This is a genomic window from Alishewanella sp. WH16-1, from assembly GCF_001441695.1.
Classification (GTDB): domain Bacteria; phylum Pseudomonadota; class Gammaproteobacteria; order Enterobacterales; family Alteromonadaceae; genus Alishewanella; species Alishewanella agri.
Genome location: NZ_LCWL01000145.1, coordinates 74,854 through 92,448, shown reverse-complemented (window position 1 = coordinate 92,448; position 17,595 = coordinate 74,854). Strand labels below are relative to the sequence as shown.

Here is a 17,595-nt window from a genome sequence, read left to right as displayed (position 1 = left end):
TGCAACGATAAAGCCGGTTTGCGGTGCTAGCAGACAAAAAAAGGCCCGATTTATTCAATCGGGCTAAGACAAGGTAGACAGGTAAGGGTAGGTTACACCCTTCAACAACTTTAACCGCTGTATTCGAATCTCGAACACGGGTTAACTATAAGCCGTACCAAACAGCTGTACAAACGATAAAAAAACACCTGACAGGTTAAAAAAATTCATCTATGGAGGCGGAACTTTGCTTCAATGAAAAGTGGCGGAAAATGCCGTTAGCTCGCGGGTTGCAGTGCTACTTCCGGGGTATTAAAGCTTTGCAGTACCCAGTCTATTAACAGCTTAATTTCCGGCCGCTCCGGATCCTCATTATGCTGCACCAGATAGTAACGGTCGCGGCTTAGTAAATCCTGTTCAAACAGCTTGACCAGGGCACCGCTGCTAAACCAGGCGTGGCTGATCGGCATCGGAATCAGCGCCACCCCCAGACCTTGCTGCGCCGCCCGGGCCACACTAAACATACTGTCCAGTTGAATAATTTGCTTTGGTTGAAACTGATGATAACCGACCCGCTCCGCCCATTGGTGCCAGGCTGTGGGCCGCGCCTGATGCAGGATCAGTGGTGTTTTCTCCAGCACCCGGTAGCCTTTGCCATGCAGCTTTTGAAACAAGCTCGGGTTACAGGCCGGGATATAGCTAATGGGGAACAGATCGTAAGACAGCACATCCTGCGGCTTTTTGCCGGATAGCACCACCGACACATCGGTATATTTCGGGCTGTCGCGCCGTGATTTCACCGTTTCCAGCGTCAGGTTAATATTCGGATATTGTTCTGACCAGCCGCGCAAGCGCGGGACAAAGAGCTCACTGGCAAAGAACTCCGGCATCGAGATACTGACTTCTTTGGTGCGCTCTACCTGGCTAAACTGGTTAATGGTTTGGCTAAGTTGCTCCAGCAGCGGCTTAATGGCGTGATAAAACTGTTTACCGCTTTCGGTTAATTCAATGGCGCGGGTTTTGCGCTCAAATAAACTCAGGTTCAGGTTATCTTCCAGCTGTTTGATCTGATGGCTTACCGCAGATGGCGTCAGGTACAGCTGTTTCGCCGTTTCTTTAAAGCTAAGGCATTCTGCGGCAACACAGAAACAGCGCAAGCCTCGCAGCGGTGTTTGCAAAGACATATCAACTTACCCGGGTATCAGCATCAACGCGAAGTATAGGAAACTAGTATGACAAAATTACTGCAAGAGCTAAACCATAATTAAAAGTGATTTACTTTCAGTTGGTTAAGCTAACTTATCTAGCCCTTTTATCAGTGTTGCACCATTTTGCAGCATCTTACTGCGGCAAAATGGTGTCTGGTAGCGGCTTGTCGCCTAATCTAACAGCGGAAATTGTCGGGCCAGAGTGGTGCCGGTAAAGTGTGCCACCCAACCCGCTGGGTTATTAAACAACCGGATAGCGGTAAAATCCGGGGCGCTGCCCATATCAAACCAATGCGGGGTATTGGCTGGCACACTGATCAGATCATTCTGCTGGCACAACACCTGATAGACCTGCTCACCTAAATGCAGGCAGAACAAGCCCTGACCACGGACAAAAAACCGCACTTCATCTTCGCTATGGATATGCTCATCCAGGAACTTCTGCCGCAGCGCGTCCTTATCTGGATGCGCCGGGTGCAGCGAAATCACATCCACGGTTTGATAACCTTGCTCTGCTTTTAGTCGGCTGATATCGGCGGCATAGGCTGAGAGCACCTGTTCGCTATTGCTGCTGGCGCTGACTGGCGCTGCGGCTTGCCATTGTTCAAAGCGAATGCCCTGTTGCTGCAATTTCGCGGCGATCTCAGCGGCGTCGCTACTGCTAAATCGCGCTTGCTGGGGCTGGCTCAGGTCGAAGATTTGTAAACGGCTCATCTAACTTTCCACCTCTTATTGCACCTCAATCTGATAAAAATTTTCGGCCCGCTGGTGCTGGCTGGGCGCTTGCTGCTCCCGGATCAGTTGCACTGTGGCAATGCCAAGCTTGGCGGCGGCGTCGAGCTCGGCAGCTACATCGGATAAAAACAGCACCTGATTGGGCGGTAGCTGTAAATGCTGCAGGATAGCCGCATAGCTGGCGATCTCCTGCTTAGCGCCGATGCGGGTATCAAAGTAGCCGCTGAACAGCGGCCGCAGATCACCTGCCTCGCTGTACTGGAACAGCAGCTGTTGCGCCTGCACTGAGCCGGAGCTGTATACATAAAGTTGGATGCCCTGCTGTTGCCAGTGGCGCAGTTGCGCGGCGGCATCCGGATAAATATGGCCCTGAAAATGGCCTTGCTGATAACCATGCTGCCAAACCATGCCTTGCAGAGTTTTTAGCGGTGTCAGTTTTTTATCGGCAGCGATCCAGTCCAGCAGGGCGGCAATACAGTCGTCGGTGCTGGCGGCTGGCTGGCCCAGCAGGCGCCGGATGGCATCCAGTTCTGCTGCCACCGCCGGCTGCTGTTGCTCACGCTGAATAAAGGCCGGTAAATGCGCTTTGGCGTACGGAAACAAGATGTCGGTGACAAAGCTGATGCGGCTGGTGGTGCCTTCAATATCGGTAATAATGGCGCGGTAGTTCACGGTAAGCCTGTTAATTTAATACGTTCCAGTTCGCAGTGTATAAGAAATTCCCAACCCTCCAAATGCCTTTTTGCCTGCTCCAGGCTGTGGCCCCAGGCATAAAGACCATGGCCGCGTACCAGCAGTGCAAACGGCAAGGGTTTTTGCTGCCAGCGTTGGCGCAGCTGTTTCGCCAGGGCCGGGATATCCTGCGTATTATCAAATACCGCCAGTGGCAATAACTGCTGGTGACTTTTAATGCCGGTGATGGCTTTTTGCATCTCGTAGCCGCTAAACAGATAGCTGTCGGCCTGCACCAGACGCGAAAATACGGTGGCATGTACTGAGTGTGTATGCAGCACCGCTTTAATGGCCGGATCCAGCCGGTACAATTCGGCGTGCAAGGCCGTCTCGGCTGATGGCGTTCCGTGCGGACTGGACAGCTGTTCATCCTGCCAGCTTACCGGCAGCAGATCTTGCGGGCTGAGTTCGCCTTTATCTTTGCCGGAGGCGGTGACCAGGGCGCTGTTTTCGCCCTGACGAATGGAGAAATTACCGCCGGTGGCGGGCACCCAATGCCGGCTGGCGATCCAGCGGCCAAGGCTGCAGAGCGCAATGGCGTTAGGGTTAAGCTGATGCACATGGGCTGTATTATTCATGCTACTGACCTGGTTATTCGCTGCGATTCGTCGCTATTTATTGCCTGACGCGGTTAAATATTATAACCATTAAGGCGTTTATACGCTTGAGCGTTTAGATGTCTATACTTGAAACCTGCCAAATGATAGCATTGATGCCGGTTTTCGCAACTTTTTCAGCCCTTATGTCGATAGTTTCCAAGTTACCCGCGGTGGGCACCACCATCTTCAGTCAGATGTCGCAGTTAGCGGCAGAGCAGCAAGCCATTAATTTATCGCAGGGTTTTCCCGATTTTGCTGCCGATAGCCAGCTTTTGGCCGCGCTGGCCAGGCACAGTAGCGCTGGCTTAAACCAATATGCGCCGATGCCGGGTGTTCCCTTGTTACTGCAGCAAATTGCGGCCCTGACCGCACGCTGTTATGGCCGAACTCTGGATGAGAGCCGTGAGATCACCGTCACCAGCGGCGCCACTGAGGCCTTATTTGTCGCGATCCAGATGCTGGTGCAGCCGGGTGACGAGGTACTCCTGTTTGACCCGGCATACGACAGCTATAGCCCGGCTATTCAGTTGGCCGGTGGTGTACCGGTGCATTTGCGTTTAGAGGCGCTGGATTATCGGGTTGACTGGCAGCAGGTGGCGACACGGCTCACGCCGCGTACCAAGTTGATTATCGTCAATAGCCCGCATAATCCAACCGGAATGGTATTTAGCCATGCAGACTGGCTGGCCTTGCAGCACTTGGTTACCCAGCATGGCCTGTATTGTCTTAGTGACGAAGTTTACGAGCATATGGTGTACGATGCGGCGCCGCGGCTGAGCGCGAATTGTTTTGCGGAACTGGCGGCACGTTCGGTTATTGTGTCATCCTTTGGTAAAACCTTTCATGTTACCGGCTGGAAACTCGGTTATGCGGTGGCGCCAGCCGCGCTGATGACAGAGTTTCGGAAAATTCATCAGTATGTCACCTTCTCCAGTTTTACGCCGGCGCAATATGCGATCGCCGAGATGCTGCGCGAACAGCCGCAGCAGGTGACCGAGCTGGCGGCGTTTTACCAGCACAAGCGCGATCAGTTCCGCCAGGCGTTAAGCGGTAGTCGGTTCAGCTTGTTACCTTGTCAGGGTACTTATTTTCAGCTGCTGGACTATAGCGCCATTGCGCCAGAGCTGGATGACCTCAGTTTTTGCCGTTATCTGACCATCGAGCATAAAGTGGCGGCGATCCCGCTGTCGGTATTTTATCAGCATGGGTCCAATGCACGGATAATCCGGCTGTGTTTTGCCAAGCAGGATACGACACTGGCTCAGGCCGCGGAGGTGTTATGCCGGCTGTGATGGCACCCAAGCTAAGGGTAGCGATGCTGCAAACCGAACTGGTATGGCAGGATACTGCGGCTAACCTGCAGGCGCTGTCGCGGCAACTGGCCGCCGCCCCGGCCGCAGACTTGCTGGTATTGCCGGAAATGTTTGCCAGTGGTTTTAGTATGGACAGTGCCCGTATCGCCGAGCATGAGCCCGGGCCGGCACTAAGCTGGCTTAAACAGCAGGCTGCGCACTATCAAAGTGCCATTGCCGGTTCGCTGGCGGTTCGCGCAGCTGACGGGCACTATGTGAACCGGCTGTATTTTGTCACCCCGGATGGTGTGGTACAGTCCTATGATAAACGCCATTTATTCCGCATGGCCGGTGAGCATCAGGCTTATGCTGCCGGACAGCAGCGGGTAATTGTTAACTGGCAAGGTTGGCGTATCTTATTGCAGGTGTGTTATGACCTGCGCTTTCCGGTTTTTAGCCGCAACCTGGGCGATTACGATGCCATAATCTATGTCGCAAACTGGCCGGCGCCGCGCAGCCGCGCCTGGTGGTTATTATTGCAGGCCCGGGCGATTGAAAATCAGGCCTATGTGTTTGGCTGCAACCGGGTAGGGCAGGATGCTAATGGTCTTAATTACCGCGGCGATAGCCTGATTGTCGATTATCTGGGCCAGCCGCAGGCTGAGCTGGCGCCTGAGCAGAGCGGCATCCTTTATGCCGAGGCCGATCTGGCGGCGTTACAGCAGTTCCGGCAAAAGTTCCCGGCGGCGCTGGATGCCGATGCTTTCGAATTACGTTAGTGCCAAACCGCAGCTGCGGTAAGCTGGCACAGGGAGTTTAGCGATGTCGCGTGCTGCACCGACTGCCGTGATCTTTAGCGGCTTCTTTATCCTCGGTAACCTGATTATTCTATGGGGCTTGCTGCTGCCGGATTTGGCGGCAGAGTTGGCACTATCGCAAAGCCTTAGTGGTTTGTTCTTTAGTCTGATGTCGGTTGGCACCATACTCGGTGCCGTGCTGGGCGGTAAGTATGCGCAGAAGTTTCAGTTTTTAAAGCTATTCGCGGCACTGGCGCTGTTATCAGCCTGTTGGTTACTGCTGATTTCGCTGGTGACTGACTGGCGCTATTTACTGTTGTTGATCACCCTGATTGGCATGACCTATTCCATTATGTTTACCATTGGCCATACGCTGATCGCCCGCTTATTTGCTAACCGCAGGGCGGCGATGATGGGGCTGATGGACTTTATGTTTAGTCTTGGCACCCTTACCGCGCCTCTGTGGGTGGTACTGCTGTTCCGCTACCTGGATGACTGGCGCTGGCCGCTACGGATCCTTGCTTTTGGCCTGGTTGTTATTGCCTGTTACAGCTACTGGGCGGCTTCAAGGTTACCGGCTTTGGCGCAGCCAAGCCGCAGCGGCGCCAGAAGTTTGTCTTACACGGCATTATTACGCCAGCCACTGTTTTTACTGCTACTACTGGTGATGATTGGTTATGGCGCGGCGGAGTGGGGCCAGGGTAACTGGTTTGTCAGCTATGCGGTAACCGGCCTCGGTTTACAGGCGGAGCAAAGCCGGTTACTGTTGGCCTGGTTTACTGGCGGTATGGTGCTGAGTCGGTTAGGCTTTGCGCTCTTGCTGCGTTGGCTAACGGCAAGCCAGTTGTTACTGTTGTTAGGTATCCTGACCGTCAGTGGTGCTTTGTTGGTAAAGCTGGGTATGACAGTCGGGCTATTGGGGTTGGGCAATCTACTGCTAGGTCTGGGGATTGGCGCCATTTTCCCGCTGATGCTGGCTACGGTGATGGATCTGGATAGTGACAATGGCCCGGTACTTTCCGGTATTGCCAGCATTGGCAGTGCGGTTGGTTTCCAGTTTGCCGGACTACTAACCGGCCTTTGGGCCGAGCAAGCCGGCATCGTTAATGCGTTCTGGCTGGTACCGCTGGCCAGTATCTGGTTATTGCTGACCCTGATCGTGTTTTGTCGATTACTGGCGGCCCGCGTAAGCAGGGCTTGACCGGCAACGGATTCGCGGCAACACTATATGCCCATTGGTTAACCGGGTTTCAAATAGTGAAACAACTCGATTGGGCAGCCCTGCAACAGGCTGCCAAAGATGCCGCCGCGCAGGCTTATGCGCCCTATAGTCAGTTTCCGGTTGGTGTGGCAGTACTGGCCGAAAATGGTCAGATCTTCACCGGCTGTAATGTTGAAAACGCCTCTTACGGCGGTACGGTTTGCGCCGAGCGCAATGCCATCGCCGCCGCCGTGGTGGCCGGCCAACGCCGCTTTCAGGCGTTAATGGTATATACCCCGCAAACGAAACTTACACCGCCCTGTGGTATTTGCCGGCAGGTGATCGCCGAATTCTTTTTACCAGACAGTCCGATCGCCAGTTGTAATCATTTAGGCCAGCAACAGAGCTGGAGTTTGCAGCAATTATTGCCGGATGCGTTTACGCCAACCTATCTGTCAGCCAGCACAAAAATTGAAAAGGATGTATAAATGGCCATTCCACAGGAAATTATTAAACGTAAACGCAATGGTGGCGTGTTAAACGAAGCCGAGATCCGGCAGTTTGTGCAGGGGCTGACCGACGACAGCTTTAGCGATAGCCAGGCTGCGGCGCTGGCGATGGCGATTTATTTAAATGGCATGACGGTACCGGAAACGGTAGCACTGACGCTGGCCATGCGCGACTCCGGTACTGTATTACAATGGCCGGGCCTGAATGGTCCGGTGGTGGATAAACACAGTACTGGCGGTGTCGGTGACAAGGTGACCCTGATGCTGGCGCCGATGGTTGCGGCCTGTGGCGCCTTTATGCCCAGTATTGCCGGGCGCGGCCTCGGGCACACCGGTGGTACCGTCGATAAACTGGAAGCTATACCGGGCTATAGCTGTACGCAACCCCTGACGAAAATTCGCCAGCTGTTACCTGAGCTGGGCTGTGTCATTGTCGGCCAGAGCAGTGAACTGGCGCCGGCCGATCGCCGGCTCTATGGGATTCGCGATGTGACGGCGACAGTGGAATCCATTCCGCTGATTACCGCTTCTATTCTATCGAAAAAGCTGTCCGAAGGGCTGGATGCCCTGGTGATGGATGTCAAAGTCGGTAACGGTGCCATTATGGCCACGGCAGAGGATGCCAGTGCCTTAGCCCACAGTATTGTTAACACCGCAACTGGCGCCGGTGTCGCCACCCGGGCCCTGATTACTGATATGAATCAGATCCTCGGTACCACCGCCGGTAATGCACTGGAAGTGTTAGAAGCGCTGGATTATCTGACCGGTAAATACCGCGAGCCGCGGTTACACCAGCTGACGTTGGAGCTGGGTGCCAATATGCTGCTACTCGGTAAACGCTATCAGGATAAGGCCGCCGCCATCGCTGCGCTGGAATATAGTCTGAGCAGTGGTAAAGCCGCTGAAATCTTTGCCAAAATGGTCAGTGCCTTGGGAGGGCCGGCAGATTTAATGGAGCGGCCTGATAACTATCTGGCGCAGGCGCCGGTGGTTGTTCCGGTACTGGCTCCACAAACGGGTAAACTGGTCTATACTGACACCGTTGGCTTAGGGATGGCGGTGGTACGTTTGGGCGGCGGTCGCTCACACCCGGCACAACAAATTGATCCGGCAGTGGGTTTTAGCAACATTGTTGCCGCTGGCACTGAGGTTAGCGCCGGCGAGCCGATTGCGATGGTGCATGCAGCGACTAGCGAGGCTGCCGCTGTAGCACAAGCGGAATATCTGGCAGCTTGCCGGTTTGAGGGTTTTCAGCCAACGCCGCTTATTCATCAGGTGATAGGCTAAGTTTATGTTGGCAGCTAAGAGGGATTTTCTGTGTATCAGGGTTTGGTTTTATCGTTGCTGATGGGGCTCTCGCTGCCAGAGCGTCCGACGGTGATCTGGCTGCAAACGGATTGGGCGCCACATCAAATTGTGGAAGGCCCTATGCGCGGTCAGGGAACTTTCGATGTGCTACAGCAACGGGTGACGGCGTTATTGCCGCAATATAGCCATCAGGATCGGCTAATTAGCCTTGGGCGCGTCGAAGTGTTTTTCCAGCAGCCGCGGGAAACGGTTTGTATCACCGGCTCCTTATATACAGCGGAGCGAGCCAGCAACCGCTATTATTCATTACCGATGGCGGTTGGGCCGGGCTTTTCAATAAACTATGTCCGCGGTAGTCGGGTCGCCGCCTATGTTAATGATTCTCTGCAAATTGATATTAAGAAGCTGGTCCAGGATGAGAAGTTATTAGGCGCCTACCAGCCCAATCGTTATTATCCGCAGGTGATGCAACCGATCTTAGCGAACACGGCTAACCACTTAATCAAAACCGAATTTACCAGCGAACTCAATGCTGCCGCCTTACTGATTTCTAAGCGTGTTGATTATGTGGTTGAGTATCCGGAACGGATGCAATTTTATCAACGCGAGCTGCAGCAAACAGCAGAGATCGAAAGCGCCGCGTTGCAAGGCGCGTCGGCTGATTCAGTATCTTATATCACTTGCAGTCAAACGGAGCTGGGAAAACAACTTATAGCCGATATTAATCAGGTATTGCCACAAATCTGGTTAGCGCCTGACTTCAAAGACGTGCTGTTTTATTGGTTGGACGATAATGCAAAGCAGGTGTTGTCGGCGAAATTTAGCGAAATCCAGCAACAAATGGCAGAAAAAAACCGGCCTTAAGCCGGTTTTTTGTAGCTGACAGAATTAAGATTTCTGCCGCTTCATCGCGTCGAAAAACTCATCGTTGGTTTTGGTCATTGACAATTTATCGATCAGGAATTCCATGCAATCTGTCTCATCCATTGGGTTGAGGATCTTGCGTAAAATCCACATTTTTTGCAGCTCTTCCGGTGACGCCAATAACTCTTCACGACGGGTACCAGAGCGGTTAAAGTCGATAGCAGGGAATACGCGGCGCTCTGCAATTTTGCGCGACAGGTGTAATTCCATATTACCGGTACCTTTAAACTCTTCGTAGATAACCTCATCCATTTTCGAGCCGGTATCAACCAACGCCGTCGCGATAATGGTCAGGCTGCCACCTTCTTCGACATTACGGGCAGCACCGAAGAAGCGTTTTGGTTTATGCAGGGCGTTGGCATCCACACCACCGGTTAATACCTTGCCGGAGCTTGGGATCACGGTGTTATAAGCACGGGCTAAACGGGTAATGGAGTCGAGCAGGATAATCACATCTTTTTTGTGTTCAACCAAGCGCTTGGCTTTTTCAATCACCATCTCCGCTACCTGGACGTGACGGCTGGCTGGTTCATCAAACGTCGAGGCCACCACTTCGCCTTTGACCAGGCGCTGCATCTCGGTGACTTCTTCCGGACGTTCGTCAATCAACAGCACCATCAGCACACATTCGGGGTGATTGGCGGCGATCGATTGCGCAATATTTTGCAGCAAAATCGTTTTACCGGCTTTCGGCGGGGCCACAATCAAGCCGCGCTGGCCACGGCCAATCGGCGCTGCCAGATCTAATACCCGGGCCGTGATATCTTCACGGCTGCCATTACCCCGCTCCATCCGCAGGCGTGAATTGGCATGCAGCGGCGTTAAGTTTTCAAACAGGATCTTATTACGGGCCTGCTCTGGTTTACCAAAGTTAACTTCGCTGACTTTTAACAGCGCGAAATAACGCTCGCCTTCTTTGGGTGGACGAATTAAACCAGAAATACTGTCGCCGGTGCGTAAGTTAAAACGACGGATCTGACTCGGTGAGACGTAGATATCGTCCGGGCCGGCCAAATAAGAGCTGTCAGAGGAACGTAGAAAACCGAAGCCGTCTTGCAGGATTTCCAGCACGCCGTCACCGTAAATTTCTTCACCATTTTTGGCGTGAGCTTTCAGGATAGCGAAAATGATATCTTGCTTACGCAGACGAGCCATATTTTCCTGGCCCATAGACTCAGCTAGCTCAACCAGTTCGCTAATTGGCTTCAGTTTCAGTTCTGTTAAATGCATATTTGATGGGTTCTTGTTGGTAAAAACAGAGTAAAAGCTTATCGGTTCGATAAAAATAAGGGATTGAAGTTGGTTTTTTCGACAGACAAGCGTGGTTCAGGACTTTTGCTATTGCACACAATAGCAGCTGATTATCACTGCGTCCAGCAGACAATAGAAAAAGGCGTACAAAAATACGCCTTTTCCATCCAAATTTAGATATTGCTATCCAGGAACTGCTTTAACTGGGTTTTTGACAGCGCGCCAACCTTGGTTGCTGCAACCTGGCCATTTTTAAACAGCAGCAGAGTTGGAATACCACGGATACCAAATTTAGGTGGCGTATTTGGGTTTTGGTCGATATTGACCTTAGCAACTGTCACTTTGCCAGCGTATTCTGTCGCAACGTCATCCAGAATAGGGGCGATCATTTTACATGGGCCACACCACTCTGCCCAGAAGTCTACCAGTACTGGTGCTTCTGCTTTTAATACGTCAGTCTCAAAACTGTCGTCAGAAACCTGTAAAATATGTTCGCTCATCTATTTCTCCGTTCAGGCTGTGCAGTTACACTGCAAATATCTATTATCAATTTAATCGCGGCTGTTTCTTATTGCAAGCGTAACAGTTATGCTAGGCAGGTATGAATAAAACACACTTAACATCGCATAAATTCGCCGATTTCGCATTGGCACCTCAGGTTCTTGACGCGTTAAACGCGCAAGGTTACGGTTATTGTACGCCAATTCAAGCCCAATGTTTACCTCTGGCGCTGGCCGGTAAAGATATTGCCGGACAGGCACAAACCGGCACGGGTAAAACACTGGCTTTCTTAACGGCAACCTTCCATTATCTGTTAACCCATGAGCCCAAAGGCTCCGGTCAACCGCGTGCCATTATAATGGCTCCTACGCGAGAACTGGCGGTTCAGATCCATAATGATGCCGTAATGCTGGCGCAAAAATCCAATCTGCGACTTGGTTTGATTTATGGGGGCGAAGGCTACGATTCTCAACGCCAGGCGCTGGAGCAGGGCGTAGATATTTTAATTGGCACTACTGGCCGGCTGATCGATTACCTGAAACAAGGCTTGTACGATTTGTCGCAAATCCAGGTCGTGGTGCTGGATGAAGCGGATCGGATGTTTGATCTTGGCTTTATCAAAGATATCCGCTTTATGTTTAACCGGATGCCGCCAGCGACTGAACGTCTAAGTTTATTATTTTCTGCGACGCTGTCCTATAAAGTGCAGGAACTGGCGTTTGAGAAGATGAATCAGCCGGTACATATCCATATCGCGCCGGAAGAAATGACCGGTAGCCGGATCAGTGAAGAACTGTTCTATCCGGCGCATGAACATAAGATGCCGCTGTTGCTAACGCTGTTGGAAGAAGAATGGCCGGATAAAGCCATTGTGTTTGCTAATACCAAGCATGCCTGTGAAGATGTCTATCATTGGTTAGACGCCGACGGCCATCGGGTTGGCTTATTAACCGGTGATGTGATCCAGAAAAAACGGCTGAAAATCCTCGATGATTTTACTACCGGCAAACTGGATATTCTGGTGGCGACCGATGTTGCCGCCCGTGGTTTGCACATCCCGAAAGTCAGCCATGTTTTTAACTATGATTTGCCGGATGACTGCGAAGACTATGTACATCGTATTGGCCGAACTGGTCGTGCCGGCGAGAGTGGTAAGGCGATCAGTTTTGCCTGTGAACGCTACGCATTAAACCTGACAGCGATTGAAGACTATATCAAACATCCTATTGCCGTTACCCAATATGATGTAACAGCGTTACTGACGGATCTGACCCCACCTAAACCCAGGATCAGAAGACGTCCCGGACAAGCTCGCACCGGAGGCAGAAGTAGTAGCGGACGTACAAGTAATGGCCCAAGATCTCCGCGAAGCCGACCTCGTTAAATCAGAGCATTCACCCTCTGCTACCGTACCGCATAGTGATATCTATGCGGTAATTGATCTCGGCTCCAACAGTTTCCATATGCTAATGGTCAAGGTCGTCGGTGGCTCGGTACAGGTGATTGGCCGGGTTAAACGTAAAGTCCGCCTGGCGGCCGGATTAAATGATAGCTTAGTGTTAAGCCACAAAGCGATGAAGCGCGGTTGGGAATGCCTGGCATTATTCGCAGAGCGACTGCAAGATATCCCCGCGCAAAATATCCGTATCGTTGGTACCGCAACACTGCGCTTAGCCCGCAATGTTGCCACCTTTCTAAAAGAAGCAGAAGCCATTCTTGGTCAGCAAGTGCAAGTGATTAGCGGCGAAGACGAAGCGCGAATCATTTATCTCGGTGTCGCCCATACCTCAAACAGTGACAGTAACCGGTTGGTGATTGATATCGGGGGCGCCAGTACCGAGATGGTCATTGGTCAGGGTTTTACGCCTAAGGTGTTGGCCAGCCTGAATATGGGTTGTGTCACCTATTTAGAGCGCTATTTTGCTGATCAGGAGCTGACGGAGCAGAACTTTCTGGCAGCAATCAGTGCAGCAGAGTCAGAGACCCAGACGATAACGATCCGATTCCGGCAGGAGAGTTGGCAGTTGGCGGTCGGGGCGTCCGGTACCGTCCAGGCGGTGCAGGAAATCCTGGTTGCGCAAGGTAAGGACGAAGTCATTACGCTACAAAAACTGGATGATATTATGCAGCAAGTCATTGCCTGCGTTCATCTGGAGCGCTTGAACATTACCGGTTTAGCACAAGAGCGCAAGCAAGTTTTTCCGTCCGGGCTGGCGATCCTAATTGCCTTGTTCCGGCAACTCGATATTCAGGGAATGACCCTTTCCGGCGGCGCGCTGCGTGAGGGTGTGTTGTACAGTATGTTGCCGCAGTTGCAGGATACTAATGTGCGGCACCGGACCGTTAACAGCCTGATGATTCGCTATTTTATTGATCGGCAACATGCAGAGCGCGTTGCGGAGATGGCGCTGGAGCTGGCAACCCAACTGCAAAATCGCTGGGATCTGCAAAAGTTTGAAGGCATGAGTATGTTGCGTAGCAGCGCCATGCTGCATGAACTTGGGCTGCTCATTGAATACAAGAATCACCACCATCATGGTGCTTATATTATCAGCCACTCAGATTTGCCGGGTTTTACCCGGGCGCAGCAGCAACTGGTAATGGCATTGGTGCATAATCACCGTGCAGAGATAATGCCGGAAGTATTAGCCAGACAAACCATGACGTCAGTGATGTTGGCTGGGCGCCTCACGCGGATCCTGCGTTTAGCCGTAATTTTATCGATGCGTCGCCGGCACGAGGCTTTGCCGCAAGTCAGACTGTCAGTACACAACGAGTGTTTGAATTTGAGTTTACCGGCGGGCTGGCTCGAGCAACACCCGCTGATGCGGGCGGAGCTGGAGCAGGAAGTGCAGTACCAGCAGCAGGCTGGCTGGGTACTGACTATTAACTAAGGTGCTGCCGTCAGGCGCCCTGTTTTAACCAAATCGCAACTTTTTTGGCGAAGTAGGTCAAGATGCCGTCGGCGCCGGCGCGTTTAAACGCCAGTAACGACTCCATAATCACCGGTTGCTCGGCCAGCCAGCCATTCTGAATGGCTGCCATATGCATCGCATATTCACCGCTGACCTGATAGGCAAAGGTCGGTACACCAAATTCGTCTTTTACCCGCCGTACTATGTCCAGATAAGGCATACCCGGCTTGACCATCACCATATCGGCACCTTCTTCCAGATCCAGCGCCACTTCATGCAGGGCTTCGTTGCTATTTGCCGGATCCATCTGATAGGTTTTTTTATTGCCACCTTTTAAATTACCGGCAGAGCCTACCGCATCGCGGAACGGGCCATAGTAGCTGGAGGCATATTTAGCAGAGTACGCCAGAATACGGGTATTGACGAAACCGGCGTCTTCCAGGGCTTCGCGGATAGCGCCAATCCGGCCGTCCATCATATCCGATGGCGCAACAATATCAGCACCGGCAGCCGCATGCGATAGCGCCTGTTTTACCAGCGCTGCAGTGGTAACATCATTTAGCACGTAACCGTTATCATCAATAATACCGTCCTGGCCATGGGTAGTATAAGGATCTAAGGCCACATCAGTGATAATACCCAGTTCCGGTACCTGCTGTTTCAGCAGTTTTATTGCCCGCTGCACCAGTGCATCTGGCTGCCAGGCTTCTTCAGCGTTTAATGACTTCTTCGCTGCCGGCACCACCGGGAACAGGGCAATAGCCGGAATACCGAGTGCGACCAGCTCTTTTGCTTCTGCAAGCAACAGATCAAGGCTCAGGCGTTCAATGCCCGGCATCGAAGCGATGCTTTCACGTTGCTGCTCACCCTCGAGAATAAACATCGGATAAATCAAATCATCGACAGTCAGTTTATGCTCTGCCATCAGGCGACGGCTAAAGTCCTGTTCGCGCATCCGGCGTGGCCGACTGGCAGGGAAATAACGATTACTGTGCATTTAGGTCTCCTGAAGTTGAAACAGCCGACAACTGTTGGCAACAGTCTGTGCGGCGAGCGTCGCCAGATCTCGCCCGGTCAGTCGGGCGACCTCTGCGGCGATAGCGGGCAGTAGCGCCGGTGTATTACGTTTGGGTCTTGGTCTGATCGTTCTGGGGACTAAATATGGGGCATCGGTCTCCAGGATCAAGCGATCTTCAGGAATATAGGTCACCGCCTGTTGCAATGCCTGGCCGCGACGTTCATCACATAGCCAGCCGGTGATACCGATATAAAGTCCCAGATCGAGATAAACTTTTAATTGCGCTAAGTCGCCGGTAAAGCAATGGGCTATACCTCGGCTAACCGGTTGTTCGCGCAGCATAGCGACCTGTGTGCTGAAGGCGTCGCGCTCATGCAGATACACCGCTTTATCATATTGTGCTGCCAGTTGCAGCTGCTCGGCAAAGACCTGCTGCTGTGCATGGCGGGGTGAGAAATCGCGATTGAAATCCAGACCGCATTCGCCGATGGCAACCATCTGAGGTATGGCAAGCAGAGTTTTCAGCTCGGCTAACCAGGCGTTTGTCGTTTGAGCTGCTTGATGGGGATGTACACCCGCGGTGGCATAGCAACTGCTGTGTTGTTGGCAGAAACTCAGGTTAAGCTGACTTTCTGCCAGATCACTGCTGATCAGTAACAGGCCGTCGATACCAGCGGCCTGCGCTTCGGTGACGAGCTGCGCTTCTTGTCCGGCAAACTGTGGACTAAACAAATTTACACCGGCATCAAACCAGCGCATCTTAGTTGCTACGCACCACTTTCAGAGTACGGTTACTGCCGTCTTTACCCAGATAAAAGGCACCGAGTAAGCCGCGTTTAATATAGATACGCTCGCCGGTTTGCAGTGGGAACTGCCCTGAGCCATTCTGGCGCCAGATTTGGCCGTTATCGAGGGTGATAATCAGCTCTTTACGCGGACTGAAACTGATGTCACTCACAGTTGCGTAAAGCTGATCGACCGGATCGGCAGCAACCTGGCGGTGTTCCTTACCAAAATTATCTTCAGGTGGATTCGTTACTGCACGGGCGCGCTCGGCGGCGTGTGGTGCTGGTGAGCCCGCGGTACGGGTATTGATTTCGTCATAGCAAACTAAGCGCTTTAAGGCATTTTGCTCGGTACGACATTGTTCAAGCTGGCTGGCTAGGGTGCTTTGTGCGTGCAGCAGTGGGCTACTGCACAATAAGATCAATAAAGTTGATGCAGAAAGCAGTATTTTCATGGTTCTTGTTCCTGGGTTTGGTCATCAGTACTCGGCTGATAAAAACGGCTGAGCCAAAGACCCGCCTCGAAGAGTAGCCACATCGGAATGGCCAATAAGGTTTGTGATAACACATCAGGTGGTGTCAGCAGCATTCCGAGAATAAAGGCTCCGACAATGATATACGGTCGTTTCTCGGCCAGCGCTTCACGGCTAATGCTGCCACTCCAGACTAACAGCAGGATGGCGATGGGGATTTCAAAGGATAAGCCAAAGGCAAAAAACAGTTTGAGCACGAAATCCAGGTAACTACTGATATCGGTGGCGATCGTTACGCCCTCAGGGGCGACGCTGGTAAAGAACGCAAAAATAAGTGGAAACACAATAAAATAGGCGAAAGCAATACCGGCATAAAACAGCAGGGTGCTGCTAAAGACTAATGGCGCCATCAGACGCTTTTCCCTGCTGTACAGTGCGGGGGCGATAAACTGCCAGACCTGCCATAAAATGTAGGGAATAGCCAAACAAATTGCGACAATAAAGGTCAGTTTAAAGGGTGCAAAAAACGGCGCGGCAACATCAGTGGCAATCATACTGGTGCCTTCCGGTAATACGGCTAATAAGGGTTCAGCCAGCAAGGCGTAAATATCACGGGCGAAATACGCGATGGCGACAAACACCAACAGTACCGCTGCGACACAGCGTAACAATCGGTTGCGTAACTCAATCAGATGACCTAACAGGCTATTAGGATCGGGTTTTGTCTTCATCTTTTACAACGGTCTCGTTAGCCGGTGTTTGCGTAATTGCAGCCGGTCCGGTAGTGGCTTCCGGCAGTGCTGAAGCAGTAGGTTGAGTCGGGGGGCGCACTGAATTCGCTGCCTCGGTCAGTTCTTTTAGTGCCGCCGATTCCTCCGGCGTTAGATTGACCAGTCCTTTTTCCTCAGCTTGTTTTAATTTTTGATGCAGTTCGTGTACCCGCAGATTGTCGCTGAGTTCTGCCTGCATTTGCTGACCGAACTGTTTTATGCCACGCACTGTTTTTACGGTACTACGAATAGCGCCTGGTAGGCGCTCCGGGCCCAGTACCAACAGTGCAACCACTGCAACGACCAGTAATTCCCAAAAACTCATAATCAGAGCTTATCTTTTTCAACGTTGGCTGCGTTATGCTTGGCCGGTTCCGAAGACGTTTCCTGCTGCTTGGGTAACTGCTGCGGTTTTTCGTCTGGTGCAGTCGGTTCGGTTGGCTCTTCATCTTTAATTGAGCTACGGAAACCTTTAATGGCTGAGCCGAGATCGGAACCGATACCGCGCAATTTTTTCGTGCCAAACAGCAGCACAATAATGGCCAGAACAATCAGAAGTTGCCAGATACTGATACCACCAAAACCCATGTTTTGTTCC

The 17,595-nt window shown here is 52.1% G+C and carries 20 protein-coding genes; 8 read left to right on the top strand and 12 right to left on the bottom strand.

Annotated features, from left to right (window positions below):
* Positions 1 to 257: 257 nt before the first annotated feature.
* The 4 genes from AAY72_RS15430 to AAY72_RS15415 all read right to left on the bottom strand — a co-directional run bounded on the left by AAY72_RS15430 (position 258) and on the right by AAY72_RS15415 (position 3,232).
* Positions 258 to 1,163 (bottom strand): LysR substrate-binding domain-containing protein, encoded by a 906-nt coding sequence (locus AAY72_RS15430; protein ID WP_008609725.1) that lies wholly within the window; start codon positions 1,161 to 1,163, stop codon positions 258 to 260.
* Between the two features lie 195 nt (positions 1,164 to 1,358).
* Complete coding sequence (locus AAY72_RS15425; protein WP_057788709.1) at positions 1,359 to 1,901, bottom strand: acireductone dioxygenase; 543 nt, start codon at positions 1,899 to 1,901, stop codon at positions 1,359 to 1,361.
* Positions 1,902 to 1,916: 15 nt separating this feature from the next.
* On the bottom strand, positions 1,917 to 2,594 hold the full coding sequence (gene mtnC / locus AAY72_RS15420; protein WP_008985127.1) for an acireductone synthase: 678 nt from the start codon (positions 2,592 to 2,594) through the stop codon (positions 1,917 to 1,919).
* Positions 2,591 to 3,232: a methylthioribulose 1-phosphate dehydratase gene (locus AAY72_RS15415; protein WP_008985128.1), complete on the bottom strand. Its 642-nt coding sequence runs from the start codon at positions 3,230 to 3,232 to the stop codon at positions 2,591 to 2,593. Before AAY72_RS15415 ends, mtnC begins: the two co-directional genes overlap by 4 nt.
* Positions 3,233 to 3,366: 134 nt before the next feature.
* On the opposite strand from AAY72_RS15415, the gene AAY72_RS15410 reads away from it, so the two are divergent.
* From AAY72_RS15410 to AAY72_RS15385, 6 genes are read left to right on the top strand one after another with little or no spacing between them, the layout of a single operon-like run.
* Positions 3,367 to 4,545 carry a methionine aminotransferase gene (locus AAY72_RS15410; protein WP_057788707.1) on the top strand — a complete coding sequence of 393 codons (1,179 nt, stop codon included), beginning with the start codon at positions 3,367 to 3,369 and terminating at the stop codon, positions 4,543 to 4,545.
* The gene (locus tag AAY72_RS15405) at positions 4,533 to 5,324 is read left to right on the top strand and encodes an amidohydrolase (RefSeq protein ID WP_057788705.1); all 792 of its coding nucleotides are present in this window, start codon (positions 4,533 to 4,535) and stop codon (positions 5,322 to 5,324) included. Before AAY72_RS15410 ends, AAY72_RS15405 begins: the two co-directional genes overlap by 13 nt.
* Positions 5,325 to 5,367: 43 nt before the next feature.
* Entirely contained in the window at positions 5,368 to 6,543 is a 1,176-nt protein-coding gene (locus AAY72_RS15400) for a sugar MFS transporter (RefSeq protein ID WP_057788702.1), read from the top strand.
* 56 nt (positions 6,544 to 6,599) lie between these two features.
* Positions 6,600 to 7,031 (top strand): cytidine deaminase, encoded by a 432-nt coding sequence (locus AAY72_RS15395; protein WP_057788731.1) that lies wholly within the window; start codon positions 6,600 to 6,602, stop codon positions 7,029 to 7,031.
* Entirely contained in the window at positions 7,032 to 8,339 is a 1,308-nt protein-coding gene (gene deoA, locus AAY72_RS15390; protein WP_057788700.1) for a thymidine phosphorylase, read from the top strand.
* Positions 8,340 to 8,369: 30 nt separating this feature from the next.
* Positions 8,370 to 9,224, top strand: a complete 855-nt coding sequence (locus AAY72_RS15385) for a hypothetical protein (protein ID WP_008985134.1) — start codon at positions 8,370 to 8,372, stop codon at positions 9,222 to 9,224.
* A gap of 24 nt (positions 9,225 to 9,248) precedes the next feature.
* Here AAY72_RS15385 and rho read toward each other — a convergent pair whose 3' ends face one another.
* Together rho and trxA are read right to left on the bottom strand one after the other, a co-directional pair.
* Positions 9,249 to 10,514 carry a transcription termination factor Rho gene (rho, locus tag AAY72_RS15380; RefSeq protein WP_008609715.1) on the bottom strand — a complete coding sequence of 422 codons (1,266 nt, stop codon included), beginning with the start codon at positions 10,512 to 10,514 and terminating at the stop codon, positions 9,249 to 9,251.
* Between the two features lie 194 nt (positions 10,515 to 10,708).
* On the bottom strand, positions 10,709 to 11,035 hold the full coding sequence (trxA, locus tag AAY72_RS15375; RefSeq protein ID WP_008609714.1) for a thioredoxin TrxA: 327 nt from the start codon (positions 11,033 to 11,035) through the stop codon (positions 10,709 to 10,711).
* Positions 11,036 to 11,136: 101 nt separating this feature from the next.
* Here trxA and rhlB point away from each other — a divergent pair, with 101 nt between their 5' ends.
* Positions 11,137 to 12,420, top strand: coding sequence for an ATP-dependent RNA helicase RhlB (rhlB, locus tag AAY72_RS15370; protein WP_008985135.1), 1,284 nt, complete (start codon positions 11,137 to 11,139; stop codon positions 12,418 to 12,420).
* Positions 12,386 to 13,930 (top strand): guanosine-5'-triphosphate,3'-diphosphate diphosphatase, encoded by a 1,545-nt coding sequence (gene gppA / locus AAY72_RS15365; RefSeq protein ID WP_082629005.1) that lies wholly within the window; start codon positions 12,386 to 12,388, stop codon positions 13,928 to 13,930. Before rhlB ends, gppA begins: the two co-directional genes overlap by 35 nt.
* A 10-nt stretch (positions 13,931 to 13,940) precedes the next feature.
* Here gppA and hemB read toward each other — a convergent pair whose 3' ends face one another.
* From hemB to tatA, 6 genes are read right to left on the bottom strand one after another with little or no spacing between them, the layout of a single operon-like run.
* Positions 13,941 to 14,948, bottom strand: coding sequence for a porphobilinogen synthase (hemB, locus tag AAY72_RS15360; RefSeq protein WP_057788698.1), 1,008 nt, complete (start codon positions 14,946 to 14,948; stop codon positions 13,941 to 13,943).
* Positions 14,949 to 15,728, bottom strand: a complete 780-nt coding sequence (locus AAY72_RS15355; RefSeq protein ID WP_008985138.1) for a TatD family hydrolase — start codon at positions 15,726 to 15,728, stop codon at positions 14,949 to 14,951. It abuts the gene before it with no gap.
* A 1-nt stretch (position 15,729) separates the two neighbouring features.
* On the bottom strand, positions 15,730 to 16,209 hold the full coding sequence (locus tag AAY72_RS15350) for a hypothetical protein (RefSeq protein WP_057788695.1): 480 nt from the start codon (positions 16,207 to 16,209) through the stop codon (positions 15,730 to 15,732).
* Complete coding sequence (gene tatC / locus AAY72_RS15345; protein WP_008985140.1) at positions 16,206 to 16,958, bottom strand: twin-arginine translocase subunit TatC; 753 nt, start codon at positions 16,956 to 16,958, stop codon at positions 16,206 to 16,208. Before tatC ends, AAY72_RS15350 begins: the two co-directional genes overlap by 4 nt.
* Positions 16,936 to 17,322 carry a Sec-independent protein translocase protein TatB gene (gene tatB / locus AAY72_RS15340; RefSeq protein ID WP_057788693.1) on the bottom strand — a complete coding sequence of 129 codons (387 nt, stop codon included), beginning with the start codon at positions 17,320 to 17,322 and terminating at the stop codon, positions 16,936 to 16,938. The genes tatC and tatB overlap by 23 nt, the downstream gene beginning before the upstream one ends.
* 2 nt (positions 17,323 to 17,324) lie before the next feature.
* The gene (gene tatA, locus AAY72_RS15335) at positions 17,325 to 17,585 is read right to left on the bottom strand and encodes a twin-arginine translocase TatA/TatE family subunit (RefSeq protein WP_057788691.1); all 261 of its coding nucleotides are present in this window, start codon (positions 17,583 to 17,585) and stop codon (positions 17,325 to 17,327) included.
* Between the last annotated feature and the right edge of the window lie 10 nt (positions 17,586 to 17,595).

Excerpts from the sequence above, each read along its gene's own strand:
- AAY72_RS15400 (WP_057788702.1), top strand. The coding sequence starts at position 5,368 with ATGTCGCGTGCTGCACCGACTGCCGTGATCTTTAGCGGCTTCTTTATC.
- tatC (WP_008985140.1), bottom strand. The coding sequence starts at position 16,958 with ATGAAGACAAAACCCGATCCTAATAGCCTGTTAGGTCATCTGATTGAG.
- AAY72_RS15410 (WP_057788707.1), top strand. The coding sequence starts at position 3,367 with ATGCCGGTTTTCGCAACTTTTTCAGCCCTTATGTCGATAGTTTCCAAG.
- deoA (WP_057788700.1), top strand. The coding sequence starts at position 7,032 with ATGGCCATTCCACAGGAAATTATTAAACGTAAACGCAATGGTGGCGTG.
- rhlB (WP_008985135.1), top strand. The coding sequence starts at position 11,137 with ATGAATAAAACACACTTAACATCGCATAAATTCGCCGATTTCGCATTG.
- AAY72_RS15430 (WP_008609725.1), bottom strand. The coding sequence starts at position 1,163 with ATGTCTTTGCAAACACCGCTGCGAGGCTTGCGCTGTTTCTGTGTTGCC.
- AAY72_RS15355 (WP_008985138.1), bottom strand. The coding sequence starts at position 15,728 with ATGCGCTGGTTTGATGCCGGTGTAAATTTGTTTAGTCCACAGTTTGCC.
- gppA (WP_082629005.1), top strand. The coding sequence starts at position 12,386 with ATGGCCCAAGATCTCCGCGAAGCCGACCTCGTTAAATCAGAGCATTCA.
- AAY72_RS15350 (WP_057788695.1), bottom strand. The coding sequence starts at position 16,209 with ATGAAAATACTGCTTTCTGCATCAACTTTATTGATCTTATTGTGCAGT.
- hemB (WP_057788698.1), bottom strand. The coding sequence starts at position 14,948 with ATGCACAGTAATCGTTATTTCCCTGCCAGTCGGCCACGCCGGATGCGC.
- AAY72_RS15415 (WP_008985128.1), bottom strand. The coding sequence starts at position 3,232 with ATGAATAATACAGCCCATGTGCATCAGCTTAACCCTAACGCCATTGCG.
- AAY72_RS15425 (WP_057788709.1), bottom strand. The coding sequence starts at position 1,901 with ATGAGCCGTTTACAAATCTTCGACCTGAGCCAGCCCCAGCAAGCGCGA.
- AAY72_RS15405 (WP_057788705.1), top strand. The coding sequence starts at position 4,533 with ATGCCGGCTGTGATGGCACCCAAGCTAAGGGTAGCGATGCTGCAAACC.
- tatB (WP_057788693.1), bottom strand. The coding sequence starts at position 17,322 with ATGAGTTTTTGGGAATTACTGGTCGTTGCAGTGGTTGCACTGTTGGTA.
- rho (WP_008609715.1), bottom strand. The coding sequence starts at position 10,514 with ATGCATTTAACAGAACTGAAACTGAAGCCAATTAGCGAACTGGTTGAG.
- trxA (WP_008609714.1), bottom strand. The coding sequence starts at position 11,035 with ATGAGCGAACATATTTTACAGGTTTCTGACGACAGTTTTGAGACTGAC.
- tatA (WP_057788691.1), bottom strand. The coding sequence starts at position 17,585 with ATGGGTTTTGGTGGTATCAGTATCTGGCAACTTCTGATTGTTCTGGCC.